Source organism: Myxosarcina sp. GI1(2024), from assembly GCF_053543375.1.
Genome location: NZ_JBKGTY010000001.1, coordinates 1,326,371 through 1,352,885, shown reverse-complemented (window position 1 = coordinate 1,352,885; position 26,515 = coordinate 1,326,371). Strand labels below are relative to the sequence as shown.

Sequence of the window (26,515 nt, the reverse complement as noted above, 5' to 3'; positions counted from 1 at the left end):
AAATTGCAATTTAGTAGGCTATTTATATTAAGCAGGCAAAGTACCAAATACATTGATTAATGTTCAATTTTAGATAAAGCTATTTGAATTTTTAAAGCAAAACTTTACCTTTGCTCGGATCGAACACTCAATTCAAAGTGGCGATCGCTAGCTCATTTGCTTAAAATCACTAGTGAACTGAATTAAATTTTGAAGATTACCAGTTCTTATCAGCCAATCTGCTTTCCAAGTTAAGCAATAATTCAAACTGAACCAGCTGAAAATTAAAATTTATGCGCATAGCATACCATAACTAATTTATGGTTGTAAGTAACTGGCTGGAAAAAATCCTACTAACTAAAGTCTTAGAAATCTGGGAGACAATTTTTTGCTCTCCGCTATTAGAATGCTAGCTTTTAACGCCAACTTGATGTAAGATACTAATATGTATGCAAATATGTATGCAAACCCCAGGGTACAAATAAACTATAAAATTTAAGTTTATACTTTTCGGGCGATTAGCTCAGCGGTAGAGCGCCTGCCTTACAAGCAGGATGCCACTGGTTCAAATCCAGTATCGCCCATTTACTTTTAAAATTTAGGTTTCAGAGTTTTTGTGACAGGAATCATAACTTTGCCGCTTTGGAAGCTTTATGCTTCCTCTGACTCTGGGCAATTTTATCCTTCCACTCTAGAATAGAATTTCAAATTCTCAAGTAGTCTAGTATAGCTTGATTTAAAAATCTTCTGACTTCCTTATATCTAAAATATCCAGGTTGAGAGATTAATTGCGATACGCGAACCTCGCTAGGATATTCTCCCGCTTGATGAAGACTGCGTACAGCTTGTTTTACTTCTTGGCAACATTTTTGTATCCGTTTTGCTGTTTGTTGTTGTTGATAACTAGGATATTTAGCTGATATGGCTTTACACCACACCAGCGACCGCATTTTGGACAAAAGCCAACTTGAGATTTTCCAGTTAACCAAGAAATAGAGCGATCGCAATCTTTCGATTGGACTAATATGAAATACAAAAAAGAACGCTACAAATAAACAGGAGGAAATAATCTAAGGAAAAGCTGATGAGTGGAGTGAACTTGTTTCCATTCTTATCTATAGCTGTAGCCACGTCTTAGTAATTTTGTATTGAGACTTGGTGAGTATTTATGTACTGAAAGCTTTGGCTGGCTTGATTCTAGGCAGTTGAAGGTTTACACAATCAGTGAAGAATAATCAAGAGGCGATCGCAAGTTTTAATATGCCTGAGAGTCAGTATGAAGCTTTGATTATGTCCAGCAGATTTCCTGGATTGGTTCGACTCATAGTCTCAATTGCCGCCTCAGATATTCCTCGTGCTCTTAACTCACTAATAAATTTTTTATAGCCTTCAACAGGATCGGGATCGAGACTGCGTCCTAAATCCGTACTTAAAACAAAATGTTCTGCACCGATGAGTTTAATTGTATCTGTCATTTGGGAGATCGACACCCGTTCCCAGTTTCGATGTGCTTCAATTGGGGAATCTTTACCCATTAAATGATTGACATAGGTTAATTCTAAAAAAGCTCCCCAATCTGCCATTTCCTGCATTTGCTCTAGAGATAAACCAGGAACATCGGCGATCGCATGAGTGATTAAAATCTTCTTAATGCCTAAATCTCGAGCTTGCTGGACTACTAGTCGTACTTCGTCGGGAGAAATATGACCAGTCTCTAAAACCAAATCGTATTTGGCAACTAATTCTAAAATTTTTAACGTCTCTGGTAAGAGTTTTCCTGCACTGGCAACTTTAATCCCTGGCTGCTGTCGACCGAACACCTGTCGGTGATAATCAGCATCGATAGTCGGCAGCCAGACGACTTTTCCTTTGCCTTTACCGATTTCGTACATTACCTCAACCGCATCGGGATTCAAGCCACCAACGGCATAGTTGAGTACCACTCCTCCAAACAGTTCGATATTAGGTACGATTTTATTCGCTAGTACTGCCCGATCTGCGGTGGGAGTAACGTGATTTTTTAAGACGATCGCTTTCATGCCCTCATCTGCAGCTCTCTTAGCTAGCTCGAAATCGTCAACGCTGCGGGGAGTAATATCTGGTGCTGAATGAACGTGAAAGTCGATCGCGCCCTCGAGCCGATATAAGTTAGAGGTTTCCTCTAATTGTCGAGTGTTTAGTGCTTGCCCTATGCTTTTAGTTTTTTCTATCGCCCTCACAGGCAGATGAACCAAGCTCGAGGCAATAATAACAGCGATCGTGATGGTTGCAACTAGTTGCTTAATGCGAAACGTCGAAGTTTTCAGTAGATTTTTAACCGAAAGTCGAACTATCCCAACCCCACATATAGCCTTGCGCATCGGCAAATTCAATATAAATTCTTTTAGTCGGTACTCCCAGAGTCTGGCTAATTTTCTGACAGAAATCCTGACTCATCGCCGAAGTTTGCTCCGAAGTCATCTTCCCTACGCTTTTAATTTCGATGTAACAGACGGGATCGAAACTACCGGCAAAAGTCATGGGTACTTCTGCTTCAAAGGCAGTCATAATGTATGATTCGGGTTTCCCCGTATGCTTGGCTAAATCGGCAGAAAGACTCTTGAGCAGACTTTCTACAGTGCTTTTTTCTGGTTGGGAAACGGATGACTGAACTTTAATTAATGGCATTTGAACAAAAGGTTGAGATCGATATCGTTGAGCGATAGTTATCATCGCGCTTGAATTGTAGTGATTATACCAAGAAGTGAGATTTTAATAGATTGACACCCTTAGTTTAGCCCTCTCCTAAGAAACAGTAAAAGTAGGTACTCTGACTAACTTATAGTAAACTGTGTTCAACTCTAAAGCAGACAAGATCGTGAGCATTACTCTGGCAGGTTTAGCTACACAATTTTTGGAGCGTACCGATTTAAGTAAGAGTACGGTGCGTTTTACGAATCGACCTTACTACCGCTATTACAAAGACACGGACAATGTGGGATCGCATCTTTAACACGACAGCAGCTAGAGCTATACCTCAACAGCTTGAACTAAACCCTTTGTTAATACCCCCTTCAATACTTTTACCTAAATATTTGTACAGTCTTTGGCAATGACTATTGATGGTGAACATTTACCTCACAGCGGAGAAACTCTAGCTCAGTATCTAAGGCGAAGAAGAATTGGTCTAAAAATAAGTCAAGAACAACTGGCTCAGAAGGTAGGTATTAACTCTCTAAGTTTAGGCAAGATTGAATCGGGGTAATTCTTTTTCTGGAACTTTTCGATAACTTAACGCTCGCTACAGTATTTTTCTGTGTATCCTTATTCTTCCAGTTAAAGGAGTTTTTAGTGTAATTAAAAGCTAGATTCCTTGGCTTCCACCATTTTTACGTTCGCTTATCATACCAATTTTCAAAAATAATGAGAGACTTGGTAAAATAACAAAAAGATAAAATGCTAGCGAATGTCTGGAGTACCTAAAATAGAAATAGCCGAATCAGTAGAAGAGTTAAAGTTACTGATGAAGCGGCAAAAAACGGGATTAGGATATGCTAAAGTACAAAGCCTATATCTGCTAAAAATTAAGGTAGTAGAAAATGTCAATTATTTAGCAGTAATTATAGGTAGAGGAGAGTCAACGATTCATCGCTGGTTACAATTGTATAAAACAGGAGGATTATCTTTACTCCTAGAAGAACCACTAAAAACAGGAAGACCAAAAAAAACTAGAGATAGAAACAGTAGCCAAGCTTCAAAAAGAGTTATCTGACCCCGAAGGTTTTAACAGTTATCAAGAAGTACAACGCAGCGCGTATGCGCAGCTCGTCGTCTAACGACGACTAGGACAGCAAAGCTGTCCGCGCTGTTTAGTTGTGAAGATATTGAAATAAGTTATGCAACTATACATCGAGTCGTTCGATATGAATTACAAAGTAAACTCAAAGTTACTCGACCCAGACATGAGAAACAACAACCAGGAGTAATTGAAGTATTCAAAGCTCATTTACCTGATAGAATCAAAGGTTTAATTAATGACATTAGAGACAAACAGGAAGACAATCGCGATATCATCGACTGGTTTCAAGATGAAACAAGATTAGGATTTAGAACAGAATCAGGCAAAAAAATTACTCTCAAAGGAGTAAAGCCACAACAGATTTTACCATGGCATTATAACTATTATTATTTGTATGGATTAGTTGAACCAGTTGGAGGGAGAAGTTTTTTCTACGAGTTTTCACATTTTAATTCTAATTGTTTGGGAGTATTTTTAGAAAAATTTGCTCAAGAGTATAGTAAGGAAATACATATTATTCAGTTAGATAATGCTTCTTGTCACACGACCAACAAACTAATAGTACCTGAAAATGTGCTCTTATTATTTCAACCTCCCTATTGCCCTGAACTTAATCCTATAGAAAGAGTTTGGCACTACATCAAGCAACAGTTGAAAAATTTATGGTTTAATACTTTAGATGATGTCAAGCTTAAAGTAGCTAATATTTTAAACTCTCTATCAGAAAATATTGTTCATTCTTTGACTGGTTGGCAATATATTTTAAATGCTCTATCTCTCTAGCTACTTTTGAGAATTGGTATTATCAATAAGAAATTAGTCAATTATATATATAACGCTGAAAACAGCGAAGAACTATATCTCCGCTGTGGTTATCTTTCATGCCGAATACTTAACTATCTAACGAGCTAGTTGTAGTATTTGAGCGGTAACAGACATACTTTCTTCATAAAGCACTTCTCTGCCAGTGCGCTGTAATTGTTGACCGAGTAATGCTTCAGTTTTTTGTTCGGACAGGGGAGTGACTTGTTCGATATAACAAGATTGGGCACCGCCCCCAGCCTCCATTCTCATACAGCCTGTGGTGCTTGAACAGAGTACGGTACAACAGTCAGCATCGAGATTTTTGGAACTAAGGCGCAAGCTAATTAAATCTCCTGGAATCTCGCCCCAGTCGGCAGTAGGTATTCCCGCAAGTTCGGCTTCAATTTCTCTTTGTTTGCTGTCGCTAAATTTGACTCGACGAATATCGTAGTCTCCTCCTTCTAACTGATATTCTACAGGAGTCCACTTAAGGCGACTGGCAACCCAACCCAAGAACATTAATGCCTGTGCTTGATTGCCCAGCTCGTAATCGATCGTTACTTTATCTACTTCATAAATAGCCGCTCTTCTTTCTGGAGGATCGAAAGCTGCAGCAGTTAATTCTTGCCAGGGTGCTAGCCTGCGCCAGTTTAAGTCTGCTAGAGTAGCTTCTTGCTTTTGTAATTCTGCTAATAATTTTAAATCGGTTTCGGGATGAATAAAGCCACTAGAGTCAAAAATAACCGTATCGCTGCTGCCAACTAGGCGTTTGAATAGAGGTAAATCGGGAGTTGCTGCGGCTTTCCACCAGAGATATTTTGGTAAATCAGCGATCGCTAAAGCTTCAATAATGCCACCGATGCGCTCTAGGGCTTCGGTAGTACCACTTAATGTAATATATTCGCAACAAACTAGAGTATTGCTGCTCCGCTTGTTCACGGGACAGTAGGCAGACACCTGAGCTTTAACTCCCGTATCTTCTCCTAAAATCGGACACAGAGTAATAATACGACAAGGATTAGAAGCGGCGATCGCATCGGCAACATTTACACTTGAGTCGGGACTGTAGTTAATTGCCGCCGTTTTATTTTCAGAAGTTAGCTTATCTTCAGTCTTAACTTTTTGAAACTCTGATTGTAATCTTTCCAGTAGTTCCTGGCTAGATTTGCCCGTAGTTTCCATGCCATATTGCTGTTGAGCCGCTTTGATGGCAACTTTGGTTTTAGGTCCAGAAATTCCGTCGATCGGACCGCTATAGAAACCGAGAGAAGCGAGAAACTGTTGCGTGCCATCGGGTTCGTAGACGATGAGGCTAAAAGTTGCGGCTCTAGTAACTGCATTCGCGTCTTCATCCAAACCTTGGCTCTGCCAAAGGGATTGCAGTTCGGCTTCAATTTCTTGGATGGATATGTCTTTTGGTGCTTGTAAAGATACTATTGGAGAAACCATAATTGGTAAACTGTTAAGTGTTTATTGTCAATTGTCGCTCGCGCTCGGATTAATCCCTCCTTCTTAAAGTCTACGCCAGCGACGACCATCGCGGTTGATTAAAAATTCGGCTTCTGGTGGTTGCCAGGTTCCTGCTTCGTACTGAGGCATTAAATTGGGGTCGCTGGGGGTCTCCCAAGCATTAAGTACTGGCGTGACAATGCGCCAAGCGGCTTCTACTTCGTCGGCGCGGGTAAAGAGAGTTTGATCGCCTAACATACAGTCTAGTAACAGGCGGTGGTAAGCATCGGCAGTGGCCATGCCAAAAGAAGTACCATAGCTAAAGTCCATATTTACCGTCCGCGTCCGTAATTCGGGACCGGGCATTTTGGCTTCAAACTTTAAGCTTATACCCTCATTGGGTTGAATTCTCATACTGAGAATGTTGGGACTTGCCTGCTGTGCTGCCGATTGAAAAATCAAAAAGGGAACTTCACGAAAGTGAATCGAAATTTCGCTGACTTTTTTGGGCATCCGTTTGCCAGTACGCAGATAAAAAGGTACTCCTTGCCACCGCCAGTTATCCACCATCATCTTTAAGGCTACAAAGGTAGGCGTAGTCGATTCGGGACTGACTCCCTCTTCTTGACGATAGCCTTTAACCGGCTTCCCTTTCATCCAGCCTTCAGAATACTGGGCGCGAATTGCTGCCCGTTCTAAATTATTAATATCGGCAATGCGAGTTGCCTGTAAGACTTTGTTTTTTTCGTTGCGAATGCTGTCGGCATCGAGGGAATTGGGGGGTTCCATCGCAGTAATGGCAAATAGTTGCATGAGGTGGTTTTGCAACATATCTCGCATTGCGCCAGACGTTTCGTAGTAACCTGCCCGTTCTTCCACCCCGACAGTTTCAGCTACGGTAATCTGGACGTGATCGACAAACTGACGATTCCACAGAGGTTCAAAAATGGCGTTACCAAAACGGAAAACCAAAATATTTTGAACGGTTTCTTTACCCAGATAGTGGTCGATGCGATAAACCTGTTCTTCTTGGCAAACTCTTCTAACGGCACGGTTCAAAGATTGTGCCGAAGTCAAATCTTTACCGAAGGGTTTTTCGATAACAATTCGCTGCTTTAACGGATCGGCAAGCATTCCCGCCTCACCCAGATGTTTTAGGGCTGGTTTGAAGAATTTGGGCGATACTGCTAAATAAAATATCCGATTTCCCCGGGTTCCTCTTCTACCATCGAGTTCTGCCAAGAAAGCTTTTAACTTTTCATAGCTTTCGGGTTCGTCCATGTTGCCCGAACAGTAAAATATGCCTTCTGCAAAACTTTTCCATAATTCTTCATTTTGGATCCCGTCACTAAATTCGTCGATTCCCTGACGTAGATGTTCGCGGAAATAGTCGTGACTCCAATCTCTGCGAGCTACTCCGACAATAGTCATCTCTGGGGCTAAACTATTTTCCTGTTTTAGTTGATAGATGGCAGGAATTAATTTTCTTTGGGTCAAGTCGCCCGATGCGCCAAAGATGACTATAATTGAGGGTTCTGTAGTTCTTTGCAGTTGCAGTCCTACTCTTAAGGGATTTTCTAAGATTGCTACCATTGTCGATTATGTTTACTAAAACTCTTGCTGTTCGATCGAAACTCTCCCTCATTAGGGGACAAGGTCGAGTAATAAAAGTTTCAATTAGAATACTTTGCTAGTATCCAATTTCTGTTTCCCAGTCCCCTAAACGCTTATCTTGTTGTTTTTGGCTTTTGACTAGTTAAGTTTGAAGCCCTCGAATTATAATTATTTTTTTGCTATAGCTTTTTAACAAAGAACTAACTGCTAGTAGCTTTGTAAATGCTAAACTGCAGCTAGTTGCTTGACTTTTGATTCTAAAGCAGACATCAGAGATTCAAAAGGCTTGATGAATTTATCGATACCTTCTGCTAATAGTTCGTCCATTACTTTATCGAGATCGATGTTAACATCGGGATCTTTGAGAGTTTCTATAACTCGATGGGCTTCATCAAGATTGGTTTCAACGCGGTTAGCAGGATCGCAATGATCCGCGCAGGCTTCGATAGTTTGAGGGGGTAGGGTGTTAACTGTGTTTGCTCCCACTAACTCGTCAACATACATGACATCACTGTATTCGGGATTTTTGGTGCTGGTGCTCGCCCACAACAATCGCTGTACGTTTGCTCCTTTTGCCGCTAAAGCTTGCCATCTGTCGCTACCAAAAATTTCTTGGTATTTCTGATAGGCAATTTTGGCATTGGCGATCGCAACTTTTCCTTTAACGCTTTTAAGTTTGGTTTTTGCCTCTTCGCTAGCCTCGGCTAATTTACTGTCAATACAGTCATCGATCCTGCTGTCGATGCGACTGAGGGAAAAACTAGCCACCGAGGAAATTTTACTAATATCTTCTCCCTGAGCTCCTCTGGCTTCTAACCCACGAATATAAGCCCATGCCGTATCGATATAACTCTGTACGGAAAACAGTAGGGTAACGTTGATACTCATCCCTTCAGCGATCGCTCGTTCTACTGCGGGTAAACCTTCTGGCGTACCGGGAATTTTAATCATCAGGTTGGGGCGAGCGATCGCTTTTTCAAAAATGTCAGGGTTAGAGGTAATGCCACGAATGCCGCGATCGCGCTTTAGCCGTTCTAATTCTCCCGAATCGATAATGTCGCGGCTGAGGTTGTCCATCCAGATACTTTGTCCGTACTGATTGCCAATTTCTAAAATTGGATTGTTAACTGTAGCCATAATATTTTATTTTTGCTCCTGTAATCGATCGAAGTTACGCACCAGCTACTTTTGTACTATTAATTGTTATTTCTTTGAGGTTTCTCGGACTTTACCCGACTCAGATTCGCGACGAGTCCAATCTTGGATAAAAGACTCTACTAAGTTGACATCTTCGGTACTACCAATCACCAGTGGCGATCGTTGGTGGATTTTTTCTGGTACGACATCTAAGATACTTTCCGTGCCCGTACTAGCTTTTCCCCCCGCTTGCTCGGTCAAAAATGCTAGCGGTGCCGATTCATAAAGCAATCTCAATTTTCCTGCGGGTTTGTCGATCGTTCCCGGGTATAAAAATACACCGCCTTGTAAGAGAATCCGATGGAAATCACCCACTAAGGCACCACTGTAACGTGCGGTATAGCCTTCATGACGATGGACGTAACGAATATATTCCCGAATTGATTCTTCCCACTGCCAGTAGTTACCTTCATTGACGCTATAAACTGGACCGTGTGAGGGAATTTTGATGTTTTCTTCTGCTAAAATGAATTCTCCCAAACTAGGGTCGAGAATAAATGAATGTACTCCCTTGCCTAAAGAATAAACCAAGATCGTAGATGGTCCATAAAGAACGTAACCTGCGGCAATTTGTTGGTGACCATTTTGCAGGAGATCTGCTGCGGTTTGGTCGATATCGTCACCTTGCTGCTGACGTAAGCAAAAAATTGACCCTACGTTCAGGTTGATATCGACATTAGAAGAACCATCAATCGGATCGTAAAGCAGCGTATATTTTCCTATAGGGCAATTTTCGGGAATATAATAAGGCTTTTCCATCTCTTCTGACGCCAAGCGACATACCAGCCCACTTTGCTTAAATACCGAGATGAATACCTCGTTGGCATAAATATCCATTTTTTTTACTGATTCGCCTTGAACGTTGGTTTCTCCCGTAAAACCCAACGCTCCTGCTAATAATCCCGCCCGACTGAGACGGCGAGAGACTAGTTTAGCTGCTAGGGCAAGACGACTCATAATCGCACTAATATCTTGGGCTTCTGCGGTGAAACTAGAAAATTGTTGCAGTACGTGCCGCGATAATGTAGTACAATCTCGATCTAAGCTGTGTTCTGGGACTATATTTTGCCCTGGATTTGCCATATTAATTATTAACCTCTCTAAGCATTTGCCAAGCAATTTAGTTTCTGTTCGAGAACGGATAACGATTCGGTGGCGTTAGCTTTATATTGTTGGCAGTAGAGTAAAGCTATTTGAAGCAAGTTGCGATCGCCTGGGGTTGGTTTGGGGCAATCGCCTCCGTGCTGTATCGCTGTCGATTCCGTCGAACGATAGTATACTAGCGACTACTGCTTACTTTTTGCTTCTGCTATACTCTATCTATTTATCTTAGAGAGGAATATCAGATTGAGATTAGAAGCTTAAGACTAGCTTCAGGTTATAGCTAATTTTTACTCACCCTCAAATCAAGCGATCGCTCTTAATAAATAAAATAAATAAATTTATGTTAATCGATCGTAATTGATTGTGGTCGCTCCTTGTTGTTGCTATCGTTATCGACCCGTGTAGGAGTATATCCTTGTTTATCCAACCACTCTGATAGAGGAGGTTCGGTTAGTTTTAGTTGAAATACTCCTGAAAAGAATCCCCCGGTGAAGGCTAGAGGTTGCTGTCCAAATTTTTGAATAATTGAAAACAATTCGCTAAGAAACATGGTGTCTTTAAATTTATTTGAGTTTAAATTTCTAAATATATTATTAAAAATTTTAGCGTGACTTCAGACTGAGTAGTTATACTCATAAAAAAATCTTGGAACTGGAAGAAATTTTGTTCAGATTGGTTGGATAGCGATCGCCTTAAAATTGCAACTGACTCGGTACGGGTTTTTAATATGTACCACTCGCCAGAGATATTGAGATATTTAAAGTTAAATTAGATTTAATTAATTAAGTTTAAGTCAAATTATAGTTTAGTTATTCTTTTTAGATATATCTAAACTAAGTTTAAATAGTGGTTTTCGCAACGGTTTAAATTAGCTTTAATGCAGACATAAATCTCGAGCGATTTAATTGACTAACCAATACTCGAGATTTTGCTCATTAAGTTTCGGAGTAGGGCGATGAACGAACCACCCTCAAGGTATGTTTTGTCGAGAGAATTAGAAAACGAACGTGCTATACGTCGCACCGCTAAATTACTACAGGCAAAGCAAGCACGCATTCGCGACGATTTAGACTGCTTAGTTACTCATCTGGCTTTACTGATGCCGCGATCGCGCCATAGGGCTACAGAACAAGGAATGAATGCTGAATTATTGCTAGAAGCGGCTCGGCGCTTAGATGATGAGATTTTTAGAGATCTCTTGAGGCAAATAATTCAAGAAAAAAATATCTAATACCAGGTGTCAAAAAGTTTTTAGTGCAGTCAGAGCGAATATTAATTAGGCTAAATATTAGTTCAATTTGTAATCTTCGACTTCCAAACACGCCACTATGGTAGAACAAGTTAAGCCGCAATATTCTGTCTCTTGGATTACTAAAATCGCCGAAATTCCACAGCCCGAATGGGATGCTCTCGCTCTACCTCTGGCAACACCATTTTTAGAATGGGAATGGCTCAATAATATTGAAACTTCTAAAAGTGCCATACCGCGCACTGGTTGGCAACCCTGTCATCTAGCCGTCTGGCGCGAGCGCACTCTAATTGGTGCCGCACCACTTTATATTAAAGGACATAGTTACGGTGAGTTTGTCTTCGACCATCAATGGGCAGATTTATCCCATCGCCTGGGAGTGCCATACTATCCCAAAATGTTGGGTATGACTCCTTTTACCCCTGCTGTGGGCTACAGATTTTTAATCGCACCAGGAGAAAATGAAGACGAGATTACCGACATTATGATAGCCGCGATCGACCATTTTTGCGATCGCAACTGTATTTCAAGCTGTAACTTTCTTTTTGTCGCTCCTCGATGGCGAGAAGTAATGGAACTTCACGGCTTTACTAGTTGGCTACATCACAGTTATATTTGGTCGAATCGAGATTTTAATAGTTTTGACGATTACCTGAAGATGTTTAATACCAAGCAACGCAAAAACATCAAGCAGGAACGAAAAGCCGTTGCTAAAGCAGGTTTGCAGGTCGAAGTCTTTAACGGCAAAGAAATTCCCCGTTATCTGTATCCCTATATTTATCGTTTTTATAGTAGCACCTGTGATAAGTTTTATTGGGGCAGTAAATATTTAACCCGTAAGTTTTTCGAGCAGCTTTATCCCAACTACAGCGATCGCATTTTATTAGTGGCAGCTTACACTGAAGACGACGACAACAAACCAGTAGGAATGTCTTTTTGTTTGCACAAAGGAAAAAACTTGTACGGACGTTATTGGGGTTGCTTAGAAGAGTACGACTGTTTGCATTTTGAAGCTTGTTACTATAAACCGATCAAGTGGGCGATCGCCAACGGGATCGAAATGTACGATCCTGGTGCCGGTGGCAGACATAAGAAAAGACGGGGTTTTCCTGCCACTGCCAATCATAGCCTGCACCGTTTTTATAATCGCCGCATGAGTCAAATTCTGCGCAACTATATCGATGAGGTGAATCGAATGGAAAATGCAGAAATTGAAGCAATTAATAACGATCTGCCGTTTAATAAGCGAGAAATTAATTTTAAATTAGATTAGCTAATTGAGGATCTAGGGGAAAAGCGATCGCCTTAAATTAAAAAACTAGAGTGCTAAAATTACTCAGGCGATTCTTGGCAAATTATGTATGGGAATGCGATCGCATCAATCAAAAATTCCAGACAAAGATACAGAGATTAAACCTAAACCGTTTGTTAAATGGGTTGGCGGCAAAACTCAACTGCTGCCAGAACTAATCTCGCGAATACCTGAAGATTTCGACAGATACTTGGAACCTTTTGTTGGTGGTGGAGCATTATTTTTTCATCTGCAACCTCGGCAGGCTATTCTAATCGATATTAATCAAGAGCTAACTAATACTTACAAAGTAATTAAAGAGCAAACTGAAGAACTAATTGCCGATCTGAAACAACACGTTTACCAAAAAGATTACTATTATCAAATTCGCAACAGCGATCGCACCCATGAATACCAATCTTGGTCTGACGTTCGACAAGCTAGCAGATTAATTTATTTAAATAAAACTTGTTTTAATGGATTGTACCGCGTCAACTCAAAAGGTGAATTTAACACCCCTATGGGAAGGTACAAAAACCCCAAAATTGTCGATGAGATTAATTTACGAGCCTGTAGTCAAGCACTGCAAAAAGCAGAAATTATTACTGGTTCGTTTCTTAGAATTGAAGAATTAGTCGGCGATCGAGATTTTGTCTATTTCGATCCTCCCTATGCACCATTAAACCCTACTTCTAACTTTACGGGGTATAGTCAACAGGGTTTTAATGTACAAATGCAGTTAAGTCTGCGCGATCTTTGTTTTCGTTTAAATCGCCGAGGAGTTCGATTTATGGTATCTAATTCCAATGCAGCATTAATTCTCGATCTCTATCAGGATTTTAAGATCGAATTTGTTTATGCCAACCGCGCAGTTAATTCCAAAGCACACAAGCGAGGCAAAATTCCCGAAGTGATAATTACTAACTATTAAAAGGGAAAGATAGTAGTATAACACGCTTACAAAAGCTCTTGAATCTTATATTTTTATATTTATTATTGATGACTGAACCAACTCCAACTCAGGGAGGTACAGCAAATCGACAGGGAAAAGTTCTTGAAAGAACCATTATTCCTACCTTTGAAGCTAGAGGATTTGAAATAGTTAAATATAGTGATTGGAAGAAAAAGCGAGACACATATAGCTCCGAAATTCTTTTAAAGCACGTCCCTTATACAACTATCTACGGACATCAGGGATATACTGAGTTTTTAGCTCAGTCCCAACAATATTCTCTTAACCATCGAATTGAATGTAAATGGCAGCAGTCTAGCGGGTCAGTTGACGAAAAATTTCCCTACCTTTATCTCAACTGCATTGAAGCAATGCCCGAACCGAATATCATTATCATTGCTGGCCGTGGAGGTATGAAAGAAGGTGCAATTCCTTGGTTAAAAAGAGTAGTATTGGAACGACCTTATTTGCCTGATGGAGCGGCAAATAAAAATATTCAAGTTTTTTCAATTGAAGAGTTTATTCTTTGGGCAAATCAGACTCTGAAATAAGGCTGGTGACCTATTGCCGCAAGTCACGTCAGTGAGGCTGTGGCGCATTCGTGCCTGTAGAGTTCTGAGGATAGCCCCTCTAAGAGGCAGGAGCTAGTCTCAATTAAATAAGCTTCATCACCAAAGATGAAAAAGGTTTTTGCTTCACTCCCCCACCCTCTTTTGAGCCCGAAAAAAAAAGTTTATTGATTGTGTTCTATTCAACTGAAAAACGCTGTAGATTATTTAGCAATTACAAAATTTACTAGTTTATTGGGTACGACAATTACTTTTTTAATTTCTTTTCCTCCTATATAACGTTGGGCGATTTCTGAATCTCTGGCATACTTTTCTAAAGTGGCTTTGTCAGAATTAGCAGGAACGGTAATCGTACCGCGAACTTTACCCATAATTTGAATCACCAGAGTAATTTCGTCTATGGTTAAAGCCGCTCGGTCTAATTGAGGCCACTGTTGACGATGTACTGATTCGCTATTTCCTAGTTGATGCCATAATTCTTCTGCAATATGGGGTGCAAATGGTGCTAAAAGCAAAATTAAAGTTTCAATTCCCTCTCGATATACTGGAGAATCAATGCAGTTAGCATCTCTGATGGCGTTACTTAACTTCATCAGTTCTGAAACCGCAGTATTAAACTGATAATCTCCTGATAGATCTTCAGAAACTTCTTTAATCGCGGTATGAATCGCCCTTCTGAGATCTTTTTCGGCTTTGGTTAATTCTTTTGATTCAGTAGCAGGACTCTGAGAAGAAGCGTACTCTCCAACCAAAGTCCAAACGCGATTGAGAAAGCGAAACTGTCCTTCTACATCGGCATCATCCCATTCTAAGTCCTTTTCGGGGGGAGCTTTAAACAAAATAAACATTCGTGCGGTATCCGTACCGTACTTGCCCAAACCCTGTTCTAAATTAACGCCGTTGTATTTAGACTTGGACATTTTTTCATAGGAGACTTCTAATTTATCTCCCGTATCTGGGTCTAAATATACACCTTCCTCTGCACCAGCTTTAACTCGCTCGAGAGGTATGTATTTTCCAGTTTGGGGATTTTTATAAGTTACATTTTGCACCATCCCTTGAGTTAGTAGACGCTGAAATGGTTCGTCAAAATTGAGTAGACCGCGATCGCGCAAAACCTTGGTAAAGAAGCGAGAATAAAGTAAGTGCAAAATTGCGTGTTCGATTCCGCCGACGTACTGATTTACAGGCATCCAGTCATTTGCCTTATCCGAGTCAAACACCGCATTATCATTATTGGCATCGGTATAGCGCAGGAAGTACCAAGAAGAATCGATAAAGGTGTCCATAGTATCGGTTTCTCGTCGGGCGGCTTCGCCACAACTGGGACAGGTTACATTAATCCACTCGTCTATTTTGGCTAATGGTGAGGGACCTCTACCGGAAAACTCTACTTTCTCTGGCAAGCAAACGGGTAAATCGGATTCTGGTACGGGAACGATGCCGCAACTAGGACAGTGAATTACGGGAATGGGACAGCCCCAATATCTCTGACGGGAAATTAGCCAATCTCTTAGGCGGTACTGAATTCTAGCTTTGCCATAGCCTTGTTGTTCGGCGTATTCGATAATTTTGGTTTTTCCTTCCGTAGAAGGTATACCGTCAAACTGCCCAGAATTGATCGTGATGCCTGGTTCGACATATGCCTCATTTAAAGGTTCTTGCCCTGCCGTGTCATCATTTTTTGGAACGACAACGGTTTTTATCGGTAGATTTTTTTCGCTAGCAAATTTAAAATCTCTGGTGTCGTGGGCGGGTACTCCCATAACTGCCCCCGTACCGTATTCATAGAGAACGTAGTCGGCAACTAAAATCGGAATTTCTTCCCCATTAAAGGGATTAATTGCCATACCGCCCGTTATAATACCCCGCTTGGGTCTATCTTCGGCAGTGCGTTCGATTTCGCTAGTATTTTTAACTTCCTCGATAAATGTTTCTACGGCAGCGCGATTTTCAGCAGTAGTAACCTGCAAAGTTAAATGATGTTCGGGAGCCAGAACCACATAAGTTACACCGTATACTGTGTCGGGACGAGTGGTAAATACGCCAATCTTTTCATCTCTATCTACGATGGGAAATTCTAGATACGCTCCGATAGATTTACCGATCCAGTTAGCCTGCATCGATTTTACCCGTTCGGGCCATCCCGAAAGTTTATCTAAATCCTGTAATAATTGTTCGGCATAGTCGGTAATTTTAAAAAACCACTGTTTGAGTAGTTTGCGTTCTACAATTGCACCAGAACGCCAAGAACGTCCTTCATTGTCTACCTGTTCGTTAGCTAAAACGGTTTGGTCGATGGGATCCCAGTTAACCGCAGCTTCTCGTTGATAGGCTAATCCTGCGTCTAAAAACTGCAAAAATAAATATTGCGTCCATTTGTAATAATCTGGCGAGCAAGTAGCGACTTCTCTCTCCCAGTCGATAGAAAGCCCCAACTGCTTTAGCTGCTGCCGCATTTGGGCTATATTTCGATAAGTCCACTCAGCAGGAGGAACTCCGCGATCGATCGCCGCGTTTTCGGCAGGTAAACCAAAGGCATCCCAACCCATCGGATGTAGCACGCGATAGCCCTGCATTCTCTGATAGCGGGCAATGACATCGGTGATGACATAGTTGCGGACGTGACCCATGTGTAGGTTACCCGATGGATAGGGAAACATCGAGAGAGCATAATATTTAGGTAAGTCTCGCTCTTCTTTGGTGCGATCGAGATGGGATTCTGCCCAAATTTGCCGCCACTTTGGTTCTATTTCTGCTGCGTTGTATCGCGACTCCACAATTAAATCTTTAGCTCCGCTTGGTCTTGTTTGTATTGTATGTTGACCTAGCTATTGTATCAATTCTGTTTGGCAACTTACACGACTGGAGCTCGATTGAATTTGAGACTATAGCAATCTCAAATCGTCAATATTAATTAAATTTACCAGGAGGAATGAAATGAATTTCGATTCTACGTCGTGTTTCATCTGGTTGTCGATCTACCGGTGCTAAATTACCATCGGGTAAATACAGTTGAGCAGCTGAATAAGAACGGAACTCTACGTTTTGTAAGCCCGTTCTTTCTAGTTCTCGAACTACTGCCAAAGCTCTCATCAATCCTAAGTCAACATTAGAACCAGGTGACAAAACACTGACTGGTTGCTGTCCGTTTGCGACTATTTCTAAAGTATTATCGAGATTGCTATTGCGTCTTATTCCTTCTCCGTCTGTATGTCCGATAACCTGAATAAAATCAATTTCTCTTTCTTGTAAGATCGCCTTAATTTCGAGACTTATTTTAGTCGAAATATAGTTTTTCAGTTGGGAATTGAGTTCGGCACTTCCCGACTTAAATTTAAATTTACCAGAACTTTCATCAATTACGATTGGAGAAGCTGACTGCAAACGTTTATTAGCTTCTATAAGATTTTGATTGAGTTTTTGAGATTGAAATAGAACTAACAACAATAATAAACTAAGAATCATAAAAGCATTAGAGATTAAATCTGTAAAAGATTGAAAAATCTTGTGAGATGCCAATTTATGATTATTTATATATAGCGACCGCCTAGACATAAATATATCCAAAGATAAATTCTAAAATAATTATTTTTTTGGCTTTTCTTATTAATCTGATATTTTATTCATAAATTGCTTGAATTCTACAATTAAATTTTGGATTTCTTGAATATTATTTTGCGATCGCCGTTCAAAACTAGTTAATAGTCGATAGCTATTATTTGCCAGATTATTAAAGCTCTGACTAATTTGTTCTCCTTGTCTTTTCGACAAATCAACTATGTTAGTTAATGTAAAATTAGTAGTATTTAAACTATTTATACAATCTTGTAATATGGTTAAAAATTTTGTTGTTTCTATTTGATTTTGTTGTAGAGAATCATGACTATTATTTATTTCAGAAGTTGGTTTTTGAAGTTGGATAGCGTTATTATCTGTTTGTTTTTCAAAGCTTTTAAGTATTCTGCCTGCAAAGTCAGTTAAACCTAAATTAATTTGTTCTTTATGTTTATCGAGTGTATTGACTATACGATTGAGTTCGGCGTTAATATTACTGAAACTGGTAACTTCTTCTTGAATGTTGCGATCGCTTGTTTCTAATAATTTAATTGAATGTTGATTGAGATCGGTAAGTTGTTGAATTAAATTATTAGTTTCTTGAGAAACAGTATCGATTTTCTCGATCGCATTACTCAAAGTGTTAGTTGACTGGTGTAAAATGGCGGTAGACTCGTTAAACTGCTGCGGAATAGTGGTAAGTTCATTAGTAGCAGTTGTTAGTTTATCGGCGAAGTCGCTTTTTTGAAATGTCTCTGCGGCTTCAATAAAACCTACGGGACTGTCTTGTAATTTACTAGAAGCTGTTTGCAGTTGAGTATAAACCTGTTGTGCCAGTTCTGTTACTTGTTGCTGACTTTGAGCAAACTGTTTGACGCGATCGCCTAAGAATTTTGTAGACTGAGAAAATGATTTTTGCGTAGTAGCTAAATCTCGTGTCAGGTTTTCTAGGTTGTCAGAAAACTTGCTGGCTTCTATTTTTTCTGCACCTTGTAAGTATAGCTGAGAACCAAATTCAATTTTTTTAGTTGCAGTTTCAAACTTGGGTACTATTTCGTTTACTGTTTGAATTTGTTCTTTTAAGTCAAATACCGAACCGTGAAAGCTATTGGTACTAGCAGCTATAGAACTAGATATGTCATTAAATCTACTAACCATACTATCGACATTATTTTGAAAACCTTGATTAGCCGCCACCATTTGATTAGCTGCATTGCCAATAGTGGTTTCTAGCACCTGTCCGACTTTATCGTGAAAGCGAATGAGAAATTCTTCTTGCTGTTTGACCATGCGATCGACGGCTTTATCCAAACGGCCATAACCATCGATATCGATCTTAAAAATATTATCGAGATAGTCTTCTAGAGAACTAATTAATAGAGATTTAGCAAAGTTAGTATTGCAGCGTAGATTAACCATAATCAAAATCGAGCTACAGGCGATCGCAACTAAACTAGTAAAAAAAGCAATGCCCATATTTTGTAACGGTGTCTGCAATTGGGCAATGAGGTTATCTACATCTGCCGCGCCTTCACTAATAGTTTGACTGAGATTATATAAATTAGAGCTAATGCCGATAAAAGTTCCGAGTAAACCAAAAGCGAGTAATAAATTAGGTAAAGTTTGACAAAAATAATCCCACTGTTCGCATCGTAAGTTTATACCTAAAAACTTTAGTTTTTCCCGACTATACAAGCCATCAATAAGAGCAATAGTATTTACCTGTTCTAATTTTTGGCTGGCAGCTTTAAATCTGGCTTCTAGCTTAGTAATTAGTTCTGGTTGTTTTCCTCTACTTTCTCGGAATAATAGTCTGGATACTTTATTTGCCGAATCTATTAGATGGTGATATAAAGAATATCTTAATAAAATAGCAACTATAGTTAGTAAAATTATCAAGATTACAGTTAACAGAATTAATAAAGGAGGAAAAATTTTTAAGGCGTTAAGCATTTTAAAAAAATTAGATAACAGTAGTGACAAATAGCCGTTAAAACTAATATAAATATGTCATTTTGAATTAAATTTAGATCTTATATACCCAGTATTTTATTAACAGCCTCGTCATATTTTTCTTTTGTTATTACTCCTCTCTCTAGATAATCTTTGTACTCCTTAAGCTTTTCGTCTTTACTTTCTACTGAAGAATTATTTATATTGCCTATAGATTCGGTATTGTTTGTATCTTCTATTTCTGCCTCAACTAGCTTGGGATTTATATCCGCTGTTGTCGCGTCACTTGCTGAAGTATTTGAGCCTGTCAATCTAAGATCGCTTGTAGATTCAGCCGTTAATTTTTTAGAATTTTGTTGTTGCTCTTGTTCTCTAACTTTTCGAGCGAAAATATCCTGCAATTTTTTCCAGAAACGATTGATAATACCTTCTTGTCTATGGCGATCAATAGTGGCTGGACTACCAACAACTGTTTCTTTGTAAAGATAATTGGGGTCGCTTTCTGGTAAACTATCAACTATAGTAATAAACTGCTTTAACTTGGGTAAATAGTAGCTATCTAATTTATGTGGATTCCCAACTAGATCGGTGAGTACATCTTCTAGTCTTTTGTCTAACTCATCTACCATATCTCTACGACTGGCGAGTTGTTCTAAGGCTTCGTCCCAGATATAACTTAGATGAACAGTTTGATAGGTATCGCGGAAGCGATCGAAGTATCGAAATTCATAGCATTGCAATTCTTCCTGATTGGTGTCTCTGTCGGCTGAAGGCAACAGTTTAGTGTTATCAACTTTGGTAAGCAGTTCTAAAGCAATGGCAGGATAAAAGATATCTTGTAGTTGCTTCATTTCCCAACCATCGGGAGGAATGGGATCGATAAATTGGGTTCGATAGTCGTTATGCAAGAAGTTGCCGTAAGACTTATAACGTTCATATTGTTGCCGCATTTTTTCCATACCCATAATTATTCGCAAAGGAAATCCTGCATATTCATTAATTAAGATAATTTCGTCTTCAGCCTGGATGGGTTTTAAATTACTGGCGTTGATATCTTCTATGTCATTGGAAAGGATGTTTTTAAATTGGGTTACTTCTAATTTGTCGGTATCTTTAAAGCCAATGATTTTAAGTCTTTTGCTAGTATCTGCGCTAAAAAAATAGGGATCGGTAAGATTGAGGGGTAAAAGTGGTTCAGATTCTCGTATGATTTGTTTTAGACGTATGGCGCGATCGCTTAACGGATAACTCTCTAAGAATCGTTTCACCGCAGACTGCACTGTAGAAAGACTCCTCGTACCATATTCGCGATCTACTATTAAGTTTATTTCTGACTGTAAACTGTGTTCGTCTACTATTCCGCGTTCCAAACACTTTGCTAAAGATTCTCCTAAGCCTACCTTTTCGGTAATTTTGCTACTAACCATTCCCAATTGAGTGGCGCGATCTGTTTCTGGTAAAAGATTCCTATAACAGTCATCGGTATCGACATCGGCAAAGATAGCTTCACTACTCATGTCATCAACGTCTTGCTGTTTGAGTTCGTCTTCGATTTTTTGATAAGCGAGTTTGACGTTACTCAAAAGATTATTAAAGGCACTAGCTTTAGTAGTTAATTCGCTTACGTGGTGTTGTAAGGCTTTGACTATGGTTAATGCTTCCCGTACCAAAGAAATTTCATAATTATCTTTAATAAGTTTACTAACCTGTCCGACTATTCTTTTAGCTTCATCTTGAACTTGGCTAGTTTTCTGTTTGTCTCTAAAGAAAAGTCCTGTTTTACTTTCAATATCTTCTATAGTTTGTCGCGCATCTTGCCATTTTCTATCGACGGTTTCAAGACTATGAAGAGATCCCATACTGTTAATGCGATCTTCTAACTCTCGATAAGATTTATTTAGTTCTGTAGTTAATGCTTCTAGCCAAGCGCGAGTATTGGTTAGGGAGAAGTTATAGCTATTCGGGTTGAGTAACTCAGTTAAGTATTTGTCAATATCTCTAATATATTCAGAAGTCAGGCGATCGCGCTGCTTTTGTAAGTTTGTCAACCACATTCCCCTGCTGCTTTCGGTTTCTCCTGGCTGTACTTTGAGGAACTCACTATGAATTTTTTTACCCAGTGGGGAAACTATTTCTTGTCTTTCGTCGCGGTTTTGAATTTCTAAGATATTATTTTCTAATTGATTTTTCCAACTAGTTAAAGCATTGGTAAAAGTTTTACTACCGTCAGTAGTAGCTTGCTGTAACTTATTAACAAAACCGTTTTCGTTTTTGTCGCGATCGTACCAGCGATCTATGAAATTAGTTAGTAAGTTATTTGAATCGGCACTTTGTCCTTCACCGTGTAGCCAGTAGTCAACTAATTTAATTTTGATACGGTTAAGAGATACCTGTACGGCGATGTCGCGGGGAAAATAAATCTCGGCTAAACTGAAACTTAAATAACGCTGTACGTTGGGACGAGGATGCAAATCTGTTTGAATTAAATGTTTTAAAAAATCATCTCGTTGTTCCGTAATTAGAGACGCTAGTTCTCCTGCAAAGTCCAGCGTAATCTTATGAGCGATAATATTACACAGCTTGCTTTTTTCCAAAATACGATAATCTCTAGCCGTGCGGTTGGAAACTAAATAAACATATTCAAATGGCGGAAGTGATTCTTCTACAGAGTCTAAAGTATGTAGATCGTATTCTGCTTTAAAAGTCGTTCCCGCAGTAGCGTAATAATTTAATTCTTTTAAAGCGGCGTAAGCGTTGGCGTGTTTATCTGGTGCATCACCATAGAGTTCGGGACTAATAACAAAATAGCCAACGATTTGTGCGCCATCATTCCCCCGTACATTTGCCGCAAACAATAAGCCACATCTAAAAAAATGCCGCTACCAGTACCACCACATAATGAACCTACTACAAAAACATTTAACCTATTTTCTACATTCCAGTTATTGCGAATCATAAAAGCTTCATGTTCCAGCGTTCTCCGTTCTGCTGATTCAATAACGGCTTTGATTTTTCTATAATTATGAAAAAACGCCAATCTGCCTACAGGACGTATCGCCTGTGCGCCTTCATCGATCGCTTTCAAATTCTTTAATAACTGCGGTGGAAACCAGCTAGAAATATTACTAAAAACACCAGGTGAACCATCATAATTTCTCGCCGTTCTTGATAGTTCTTTAACCATGTTGTCCACTTCGGAACGAGTCATCGTAGCCGATACTTTTTCAGCATCGCTAAACCGCAAGTCTACACCATGATAGGTGTTTCCCGTTCGCAAACCTGTTGTATTGTTGTTGGCACTATCAGTATCGATATGAACAAAACTGATAATAGGAAGCTGTTTAAAATCCCCGTAGCGGTCTACAATTAAACGACGGATACGCATCAAAACTTCGCGACCAGTTCCACCTAAACCAATACAAACGGTACGATTAATGTTACGGGATTGTTTTTCTTCAAATTTCATAATTTTATTCTCTTTTACTTAACTACTTTTATTGAGATATCAAAATCTTTTCCTCGTTCGGGACAATTAATTTTGAAGCGACCGCTATTTATCAATTCTTCTTTAGTCAACTCGCGATCGCGATACAAAATTGGTGGAGCATTTTTAGTAGGCTTTAAATAAAGTTTGTTACCTTTTCTGTGTAGATATCCTCTGATATCCTCACCAGGACAATAAATGTCTTTTAAATTATTACTGCCGAGCGCAATCTTTTGACCGTGTTTTAGATAGCAAGTTCTCGGTTCTATATTGCCATCGGAATCAAAACTAATTTTGAGCTTCCATTTTTTATTGAGACTAAATAAATACCTACTATATAAACCCCCCGCAATTAATATCGCAGCTAAAACCAAGGTTGGAAGCCACAGCATTTTCACTATGTAGGGAGTTACCAAACAGGTTTCTTTCCCTACTGGTGCGGGGGTACAAAATTCTTGAACGGTAGCTGGGAGATCGACTACAGAAAGCTGATAGGTACGATTGTTGTCAGTAGTAATTGTCTGCGATCGCTTGTTTAGTGGTAAAGTTCGTAACCAGCTTTGTCTTTCTTGACTGAGTTGAGAATTAGATTTGCGAAAAGGACTGTTTGCAGGTGTCTCTATCCAAGTAGCCGAATCAATTCCAGGTTCAGTTAGTAGCGGTGCATCGGTCAACCAAACTACAGACTGAGGTTTGAGTGGGATACTTCCGACTAGACGACAGTGATTGAGACGTGCTAGTTCGCGATAAGTAAATAACTCAGCGTTTTGGATATCGGTATTGTTGAATTGTATTTCTGAATTGAATGGCAGAGTATTAACAATTTGTTTGATAACTTCTGGCTTGTGCCTAAATTTGATGCCGCTATCTAAGTTAATGGGATTGCGATCGCTTTGTAGGGGATTTACTTTAGAAGCAAAGAGAAGGACATAAACTAAATCTCCAGACTGCAAACTGTCATTTATAATTTGAGTCAGACGTAAGCGTCCTTCAGCATTCAAACCAACACTTTCAGTAAGATCGACAGCAACTACTACATCTCTACCACCATAAATACGAGATACTAACTTTAGCCCAAATTGTTGCCAGGGTTTGAGTGGTTGTCCTGGTGATATTTCCGTGCAGTTAGCCACAAAAAAATGCTCGATCTAAATTCTTAATTTTGTGTGAATGTTTTTCGATCGTACTCGTGAATTTATTTAGCTGTTACAGGAAATTCACCTAAATCCGATTTATGTTTTGGTTTTAAGATTAACTATTAGCTAAAGATTCCTCAGTAGTTAAATTTAGATTTAAAATGGCTTTAACCCGCTTTGTTTCATAGGGATTTGAAATGCTCGATCTAGCGAAATTAGCAGAACAACTTCCGGGTATCAGCCAGCATTTGCGTCAGGAAACTATTATCTCCCGTCAGAGACTGGAATTAGCACAAACTCTACAACAGCAAGCCAAAAGCCGACAAGCAGAGTTAGTCACCATTTTAGAACAGTGGCGCGATCGCCTGTTGTTTGCAGCGGCTACTCCTGTAGAACCGTTAGATAGCCGCATAGCGATCGCCGCACCACCCTATAGTCATAGCGTCTTTGCTACCGACGGTTCGCAGATTTCCCCTTCTCATCATGAAATCGCGTATTGCTATCTAATCAATGTCGGTCAGATTATGCTGCACTACGGACAGAGTTTACATCCCCTTTTAGATAGCTTGCCAGAGGTATTTTACAAAACCGAAGATTTATATATTGCCAAGCAGTGGGGCATTCGTTTAGAAGAATGGATGAGCTACCGTAGAACCGTTTCTGAAGTGGAAATGCTGGCGGATATAGCTTGTAATTGGGTATTGCCTCCAGGTTCCCATCAAGATATTCCCAATTTAGCAATGTTAGATGGTTCTTTAATCTATTGGTTCTTAGACGGATTGCCCGTAGAAGCTAGAGAGCGCATTCTACCACCAATTTTAGCGGCTTGGGAACGCTTGAGAGCTACCAAAATTCCTTTAATAGGTTATGTTAGTGCCTCCCGTAGTTTAGAAGGGCTTAATTTTTTGAGAATTGACAACTGCGTTCACCAACATCCTAACTGTGTGGCTCACTGTGGGGGTGTTACCCATAAATATCCCTGTCAAAAAATTGATTCACTGCGCGATGCTACCTTTTGGGCAAGTCAGCTACAGCCTGGAGAAAGAAGCCCTCTGTATCGCAGTAGTTTGCGAATTTTAGAGCTTTATGAGGAGTCTCAGAGAGTTTACTTTTGTTACATCAACGTTGGTACGGAAATAGCGCGTGTAGAAATACCTGCGTGGGTAGCAGAAGATTCGGAGTTACTCGATCGCTCTCTAAGTATCATGCTGGCACAGGTACAGAAGGGTTATGGTTATCCCGTCGCTCTCGCCGAAGCACACAATCAAGCTGTAGTTCGAGGTAGCGATCGCGCTCGCTTTTTTGCATTGCTAGAACATCAGTTGATTCGTTCTGGTTTGCATAATATCGGTACTTCTTATAAAGAAGCTCGCAAACGAGGCAGTATTGCTTAATGAATCTCAAATAATATTTTATGGTTTTTAATTTCTAATGTTACAATTACTCCGATCGACCTAGATAAACTGAGATTCTTTGAGCCAACAATCTTTAGACACACCTACTACTACCCTCGATACATTAACTCAAGAACTGTCTGCAATTCAGCAAACCAGTTCCAAACGAATTGCCTTACTGGGTTCTCGTCATGTGCCCATCATGCACCAGCAGCTAATTGAAATGATGAGCTATGCCTTGGTTTTGGGAGGAAATCGCCTAGTCACCTCTGGGGCTACTGGTACCAATTCTGCTGCTATTAAGGGTGCGATGCGAGCCGAGTCTAATTTACTGACGGTTATTTTGCCTCAGAGTTTATCCCGTCAACCGAAAGAGTCACGCAAACAGTTAGAAAAGGTAATTCATTTAGTCGAAAGTCCTGAAAACGACAATCTCTCACTAGCTGAAGCAAGTGCCTTATGCAATCGTGAAATTATTACTCGTTGTCAGCAGCTAATTTGTTTTGCTTTTCACGACAGCCATACTTTACTACAAACCTGTAAAGAAGCAGAGGAGCTACATAAAATAGTTACTTTATTCTATTTTGATTAAATGATTGACCTATCCGTTAGCGCAAGTTTACTCTATTCAATCGCGGGAGCGGTAATTTTGGTTTATGCACCGTTTCTGCTGGTTGGTTTTGCTCGCTTCAACATCGGATACAATAGCTCTGCACCTCGGGCGATGTTTGACAAATTGCCGCCCTATGCCCAAAGAGCGACATGGTCGCATCAAAACTCTTTTGAAGCTCTAACAATATACGGGTTGGCAGCGTTGATGGCTTATGCTACGGGAGTGACTTCTAGTTGGGCACAAATTGCCGCGATCGCTTTTCTTATCGTCCGTTTGCTTTATTCGGTTTTTTATATTCTCGATATTCCCTTATTGCGCTCTTTAATGTTTGCCCTTGGCTCTGTTTGCGCTTGGACTTTATTTATTTTGAGTTTGCTAAAAGTTACTTAAT

The 26,515-nt window shown here is 39.8% G+C and carries 21 protein-coding genes, 1 tRNA gene and 1 pseudogene; 10 read left to right on the top strand and 13 right to left on the bottom strand.

Annotated features, from left to right (window positions below; genetic code table 11):
- Positions 1-491 precede the first annotated feature (491 nt).
- Positions 492-563, top strand: a tRNA-Val gene (locus ACLFKQ_RS06530).
- Positions 564-1,250: 687 nt separating this feature from the next.
- Here ACLFKQ_RS06530 and ACLFKQ_RS06525 read toward each other — a convergent pair.
- Together ACLFKQ_RS06525 and ACLFKQ_RS06520 are read right to left on the bottom strand one after the other, a co-directional pair.
- A complete protein-coding gene (locus ACLFKQ_RS06525; RefSeq protein ID WP_448999028.1) occupies positions 1,251-2,339 on the bottom strand; it encodes a DUF6282 family protein in 1,089 nt (362 codons plus the stop codon).
- On the bottom strand, positions 2,293-2,646 hold the full coding sequence (locus ACLFKQ_RS06520; RefSeq protein ID WP_448999027.1) for a phenylpyruvate tautomerase MIF-related protein: 354 nt from the start codon (positions 2,644-2,646) through the stop codon (positions 2,293-2,295). Before ACLFKQ_RS06520 ends, ACLFKQ_RS06525 begins: the two co-directional genes overlap by 47 nt.
- Before the next feature lie 424 nt (positions 2,647-3,070).
- Between ACLFKQ_RS06520 and ACLFKQ_RS06515 the strand changes: the two genes are divergently transcribed.
- Both ACLFKQ_RS06515 and ACLFKQ_RS06510 read left to right on the top strand, forming a co-directional pair.
- On the top strand, positions 3,071-3,223 hold the full coding sequence (locus tag ACLFKQ_RS06515) for a helix-turn-helix domain-containing protein (RefSeq protein ID WP_448999026.1): 153 nt from the start codon (positions 3,071-3,073) through the stop codon (positions 3,221-3,223).
- Between the two features lie 201 nt (positions 3,224-3,424).
- Positions 3,425-4,540: pseudogene (locus tag ACLFKQ_RS06510) on the top strand (IS630 family transposase).
- A gap of 117 nt (positions 4,541-4,657) precedes the next feature.
- Here ACLFKQ_RS06510 and opcA read toward each other — a convergent pair.
- From opcA to ACLFKQ_RS06485, 5 genes are all read right to left on the bottom strand, one after another.
- On the bottom strand, positions 4,658-6,010 hold the full coding sequence (gene opcA, locus ACLFKQ_RS06505; protein ID WP_448999025.1) for a glucose-6-phosphate dehydrogenase assembly protein OpcA: 1,353 nt from the start codon (positions 6,008-6,010) through the stop codon (positions 4,658-4,660).
- Positions 6,011-6,073: 63 nt separating this feature from the next.
- Positions 6,074-7,603 carry a glucose-6-phosphate dehydrogenase gene (zwf, locus tag ACLFKQ_RS06500; RefSeq protein ID WP_448999024.1) on the bottom strand — a complete coding sequence of 510 codons (1,530 nt, stop codon included), beginning with the start codon at positions 7,601-7,603 and terminating at the stop codon, positions 6,074-6,076.
- A gap of 246 nt (positions 7,604-7,849) precedes the next feature.
- Positions 7,850-8,761, bottom strand: coding sequence for a transaldolase family protein (locus tag ACLFKQ_RS06495; protein ID WP_448999023.1), 912 nt, complete (start codon positions 8,759-8,761; stop codon positions 7,850-7,852).
- A 66-nt stretch (positions 8,762-8,827) separates the two neighbouring features.
- Positions 8,828-9,904: a class 1 fructose-bisphosphatase gene (gene fbp, locus ACLFKQ_RS06490; protein ID WP_448999022.1), complete on the bottom strand. Its 1,077-nt coding sequence runs from the start codon at positions 9,902-9,904 to the stop codon at positions 8,828-8,830.
- Positions 9,905-10,268: 364 nt separating this feature from the next.
- Positions 10,269-10,475: a hypothetical protein gene (locus tag ACLFKQ_RS06485; protein WP_448999021.1), complete on the bottom strand. Its 207-nt coding sequence runs from the start codon at positions 10,473-10,475 to the stop codon at positions 10,269-10,271.
- A 405-nt stretch (positions 10,476-10,880) separates the two neighbouring features.
- Here ACLFKQ_RS06485 and ACLFKQ_RS06480 point away from each other — a divergent pair, with 405 nt between their 5' ends.
- The 4 genes from ACLFKQ_RS06480 (at position 10,881) to ACLFKQ_RS06465 (ending at position 13,968) form a co-directional block, all read left to right on the top strand.
- Positions 10,881-11,156, top strand: coding sequence for a hypothetical protein (locus tag ACLFKQ_RS06480; RefSeq protein ID WP_448999020.1), 276 nt, complete (start codon positions 10,881-10,883; stop codon positions 11,154-11,156).
- Positions 11,157-11,253: 97 nt separating this feature from the next.
- Positions 11,254-12,447 carry a GNAT family N-acetyltransferase gene (locus ACLFKQ_RS06475; RefSeq protein ID WP_448999019.1) on the top strand — a complete coding sequence of 398 codons (1,194 nt, stop codon included), beginning with the start codon at positions 11,254-11,256 and terminating at the stop codon, positions 12,445-12,447.
- Between the two features lie 94 nt (positions 12,448-12,541).
- Positions 12,542-13,396 (top strand): DNA adenine methylase, encoded by an 855-nt coding sequence (locus tag ACLFKQ_RS06470; RefSeq protein WP_448999469.1) that lies wholly within the window; start codon positions 12,542-12,544, stop codon positions 13,394-13,396.
- Between the two features lie 68 nt (positions 13,397-13,464).
- Complete coding sequence (locus ACLFKQ_RS06465) at positions 13,465-13,968, top strand: PD-(D/E)XK nuclease superfamily protein (protein WP_448999018.1); 504 nt, start codon at positions 13,465-13,467, stop codon at positions 13,966-13,968.
- Between the two features lie 221 nt (positions 13,969-14,189).
- On the opposite strand, the gene leuS is transcribed toward ACLFKQ_RS06465, so the two are convergent.
- The 6 genes from leuS to ACLFKQ_RS06435 form a co-directional block, all read right to left on the bottom strand.
- Positions 14,190-16,766 carry a leucine--tRNA ligase gene (gene leuS / locus ACLFKQ_RS06460; RefSeq protein ID WP_448999017.1) on the bottom strand — a complete coding sequence of 859 codons (2,577 nt, stop codon included), beginning with the start codon at positions 16,764-16,766 and terminating at the stop codon, positions 14,190-14,192.
- 133 nt (positions 16,767-16,899) lie between these two features.
- On the bottom strand, positions 16,900-17,544 hold the full coding sequence (locus ACLFKQ_RS06455) for a hypothetical protein (protein WP_448999016.1): 645 nt from the start codon (positions 17,542-17,544) through the stop codon (positions 16,900-16,902).
- A gap of 51 nt (positions 17,545-17,595) precedes the next feature.
- Positions 17,596-19,497: a methyl-accepting chemotaxis protein gene (locus ACLFKQ_RS06450; protein WP_448999015.1), complete on the bottom strand. Its 1,902-nt coding sequence runs from the start codon at positions 19,495-19,497 to the stop codon at positions 17,596-17,598.
- Positions 19,498-19,577: 80 nt separating this feature from the next.
- Positions 19,578-22,352: a tubulin-like doman-containing protein gene (locus tag ACLFKQ_RS06445; RefSeq protein WP_448999014.1), complete on the bottom strand. Its 2,775-nt coding sequence runs from the start codon at positions 22,350-22,352 to the stop codon at positions 19,578-19,580.
- Positions 22,235-22,963, bottom strand: a complete 729-nt coding sequence (locus tag ACLFKQ_RS06440) for a tubulin-like doman-containing protein (RefSeq protein ID WP_448999013.1) — start codon at positions 22,961-22,963, stop codon at positions 22,235-22,237. Before ACLFKQ_RS06440 ends, ACLFKQ_RS06445 begins: the two co-directional genes overlap by 118 nt.
- 14 nt (positions 22,964-22,977) lie before the next feature.
- Positions 22,978-24,114: a VWA domain-containing protein gene (locus ACLFKQ_RS06435; RefSeq protein ID WP_448999012.1), complete on the bottom strand. Its 1,137-nt coding sequence runs from the start codon at positions 24,112-24,114 to the stop codon at positions 22,978-22,980.
- Positions 24,115-24,314: 200 nt separating this feature from the next.
- On the opposite strand from ACLFKQ_RS06435, the gene ACLFKQ_RS06430 reads away from it, so the two are divergent.
- The 3 genes from ACLFKQ_RS06430 to ACLFKQ_RS06420 all read left to right on the top strand — a co-directional run bounded on the left by ACLFKQ_RS06430 (position 24,315) and on the right by ACLFKQ_RS06420 (position 26,514).
- The gene (locus tag ACLFKQ_RS06430; protein ID WP_448999011.1) at positions 24,315-25,511 is read left to right on the top strand and encodes a DNA double-strand break repair nuclease NurA; all 1,197 of its coding nucleotides are present in this window, start codon (positions 24,315-24,317) and stop codon (positions 25,509-25,511) included.
- A gap of 79 nt (positions 25,512-25,590) precedes the next feature.
- Positions 25,591-26,103 carry a DNA recombination-mediator protein A gene (locus ACLFKQ_RS06425; RefSeq protein WP_448999010.1) on the top strand — a complete coding sequence of 171 codons (513 nt, stop codon included), beginning with the start codon at positions 25,591-25,593 and terminating at the stop codon, positions 26,101-26,103.
- A 3-nt stretch (positions 26,104-26,106) separates the two neighbouring features.
- Positions 26,107-26,514 (top strand): MAPEG family protein, encoded by a 408-nt coding sequence (locus ACLFKQ_RS06420; RefSeq protein ID WP_448999468.1) that lies wholly within the window; start codon positions 26,107-26,109, stop codon positions 26,512-26,514.
- Position 26,515: the final 1 nt, after the last annotated feature.

Bases quoted from the DNA above. Each gene is read 5' to 3' on its own strand.
- ACLFKQ_RS06525 (WP_448999028.1), bottom strand. From the start codon at position 2,339: ATGCGCAAGGCTATATGTGGGGTTGGGATAGTTCGACTTTCGGTTAAA.
- ACLFKQ_RS06520 (WP_448999027.1), bottom strand. From the start codon at position 2,646: ATGCCATTAATTAAAGTTCAGTCATCCGTTTCCCAACCAGAAAAAAGC.
- ACLFKQ_RS06515 (WP_448999026.1), top strand. From the start codon at position 3,071: ATGACTATTGATGGTGAACATTTACCTCACAGCGGAGAAACTCTAGCT.
- opcA (WP_448999025.1), bottom strand. From the start codon at position 6,010: ATGGTTTCTCCAATAGTATCTTTACAAGCACCAAAAGACATATCCATC.
- zwf (WP_448999024.1), bottom strand. From the start codon at position 7,603: ATGGTAGCAATCTTAGAAAATCCCTTAAGAGTAGGACTGCAACTGCAA.
- ACLFKQ_RS06495 (WP_448999023.1), bottom strand. From the start codon at position 8,761: ATGGCTACAGTTAACAATCCAATTTTAGAAATTGGCAATCAGTACGGA.
- fbp (WP_448999022.1), bottom strand. From the start codon at position 9,904: ATGGCAAATCCAGGGCAAAATATAGTCCCAGAACACAGCTTAGATCGA.
- ACLFKQ_RS06485 (WP_448999021.1), bottom strand. From the start codon at position 10,475: ATGTTTCTTAGCGAATTGTTTTCAATTATTCAAAAATTTGGACAGCAA.
- ACLFKQ_RS06480 (WP_448999020.1), top strand. From the start codon at position 10,881: ATGAACGAACCACCCTCAAGGTATGTTTTGTCGAGAGAATTAGAAAAC.
- ACLFKQ_RS06475 (WP_448999019.1), top strand. From the start codon at position 11,254: ATGGTAGAACAAGTTAAGCCGCAATATTCTGTCTCTTGGATTACTAAA.
- ACLFKQ_RS06470 (WP_448999469.1), top strand. From the start codon at position 12,542: ATGCGATCGCATCAATCAAAAATTCCAGACAAAGATACAGAGATTAAA.
- ACLFKQ_RS06465 (WP_448999018.1), top strand. From the start codon at position 13,465: ATGACTGAACCAACTCCAACTCAGGGAGGTACAGCAAATCGACAGGGA.
- ACLFKQ_RS06455 (WP_448999016.1), bottom strand. From the start codon at position 17,544: ATGTCTAGGCGGTCGCTATATATAAATAATCATAAATTGGCATCTCAC.
- ACLFKQ_RS06450 (WP_448999015.1), bottom strand. From the start codon at position 19,497: ATGCTTAACGCCTTAAAAATTTTTCCTCCTTTATTAATTCTGTTAACT.
- ACLFKQ_RS06440 (WP_448999013.1), bottom strand. From the start codon at position 22,963: ATGAAATTTGAAGAAAAACAATCCCGTAACATTAATCGTACCGTTTGT.
- ACLFKQ_RS06430 (WP_448999011.1), top strand. From the start codon at position 24,315: ATGCTCGATCTAGCGAAATTAGCAGAACAACTTCCGGGTATCAGCCAG.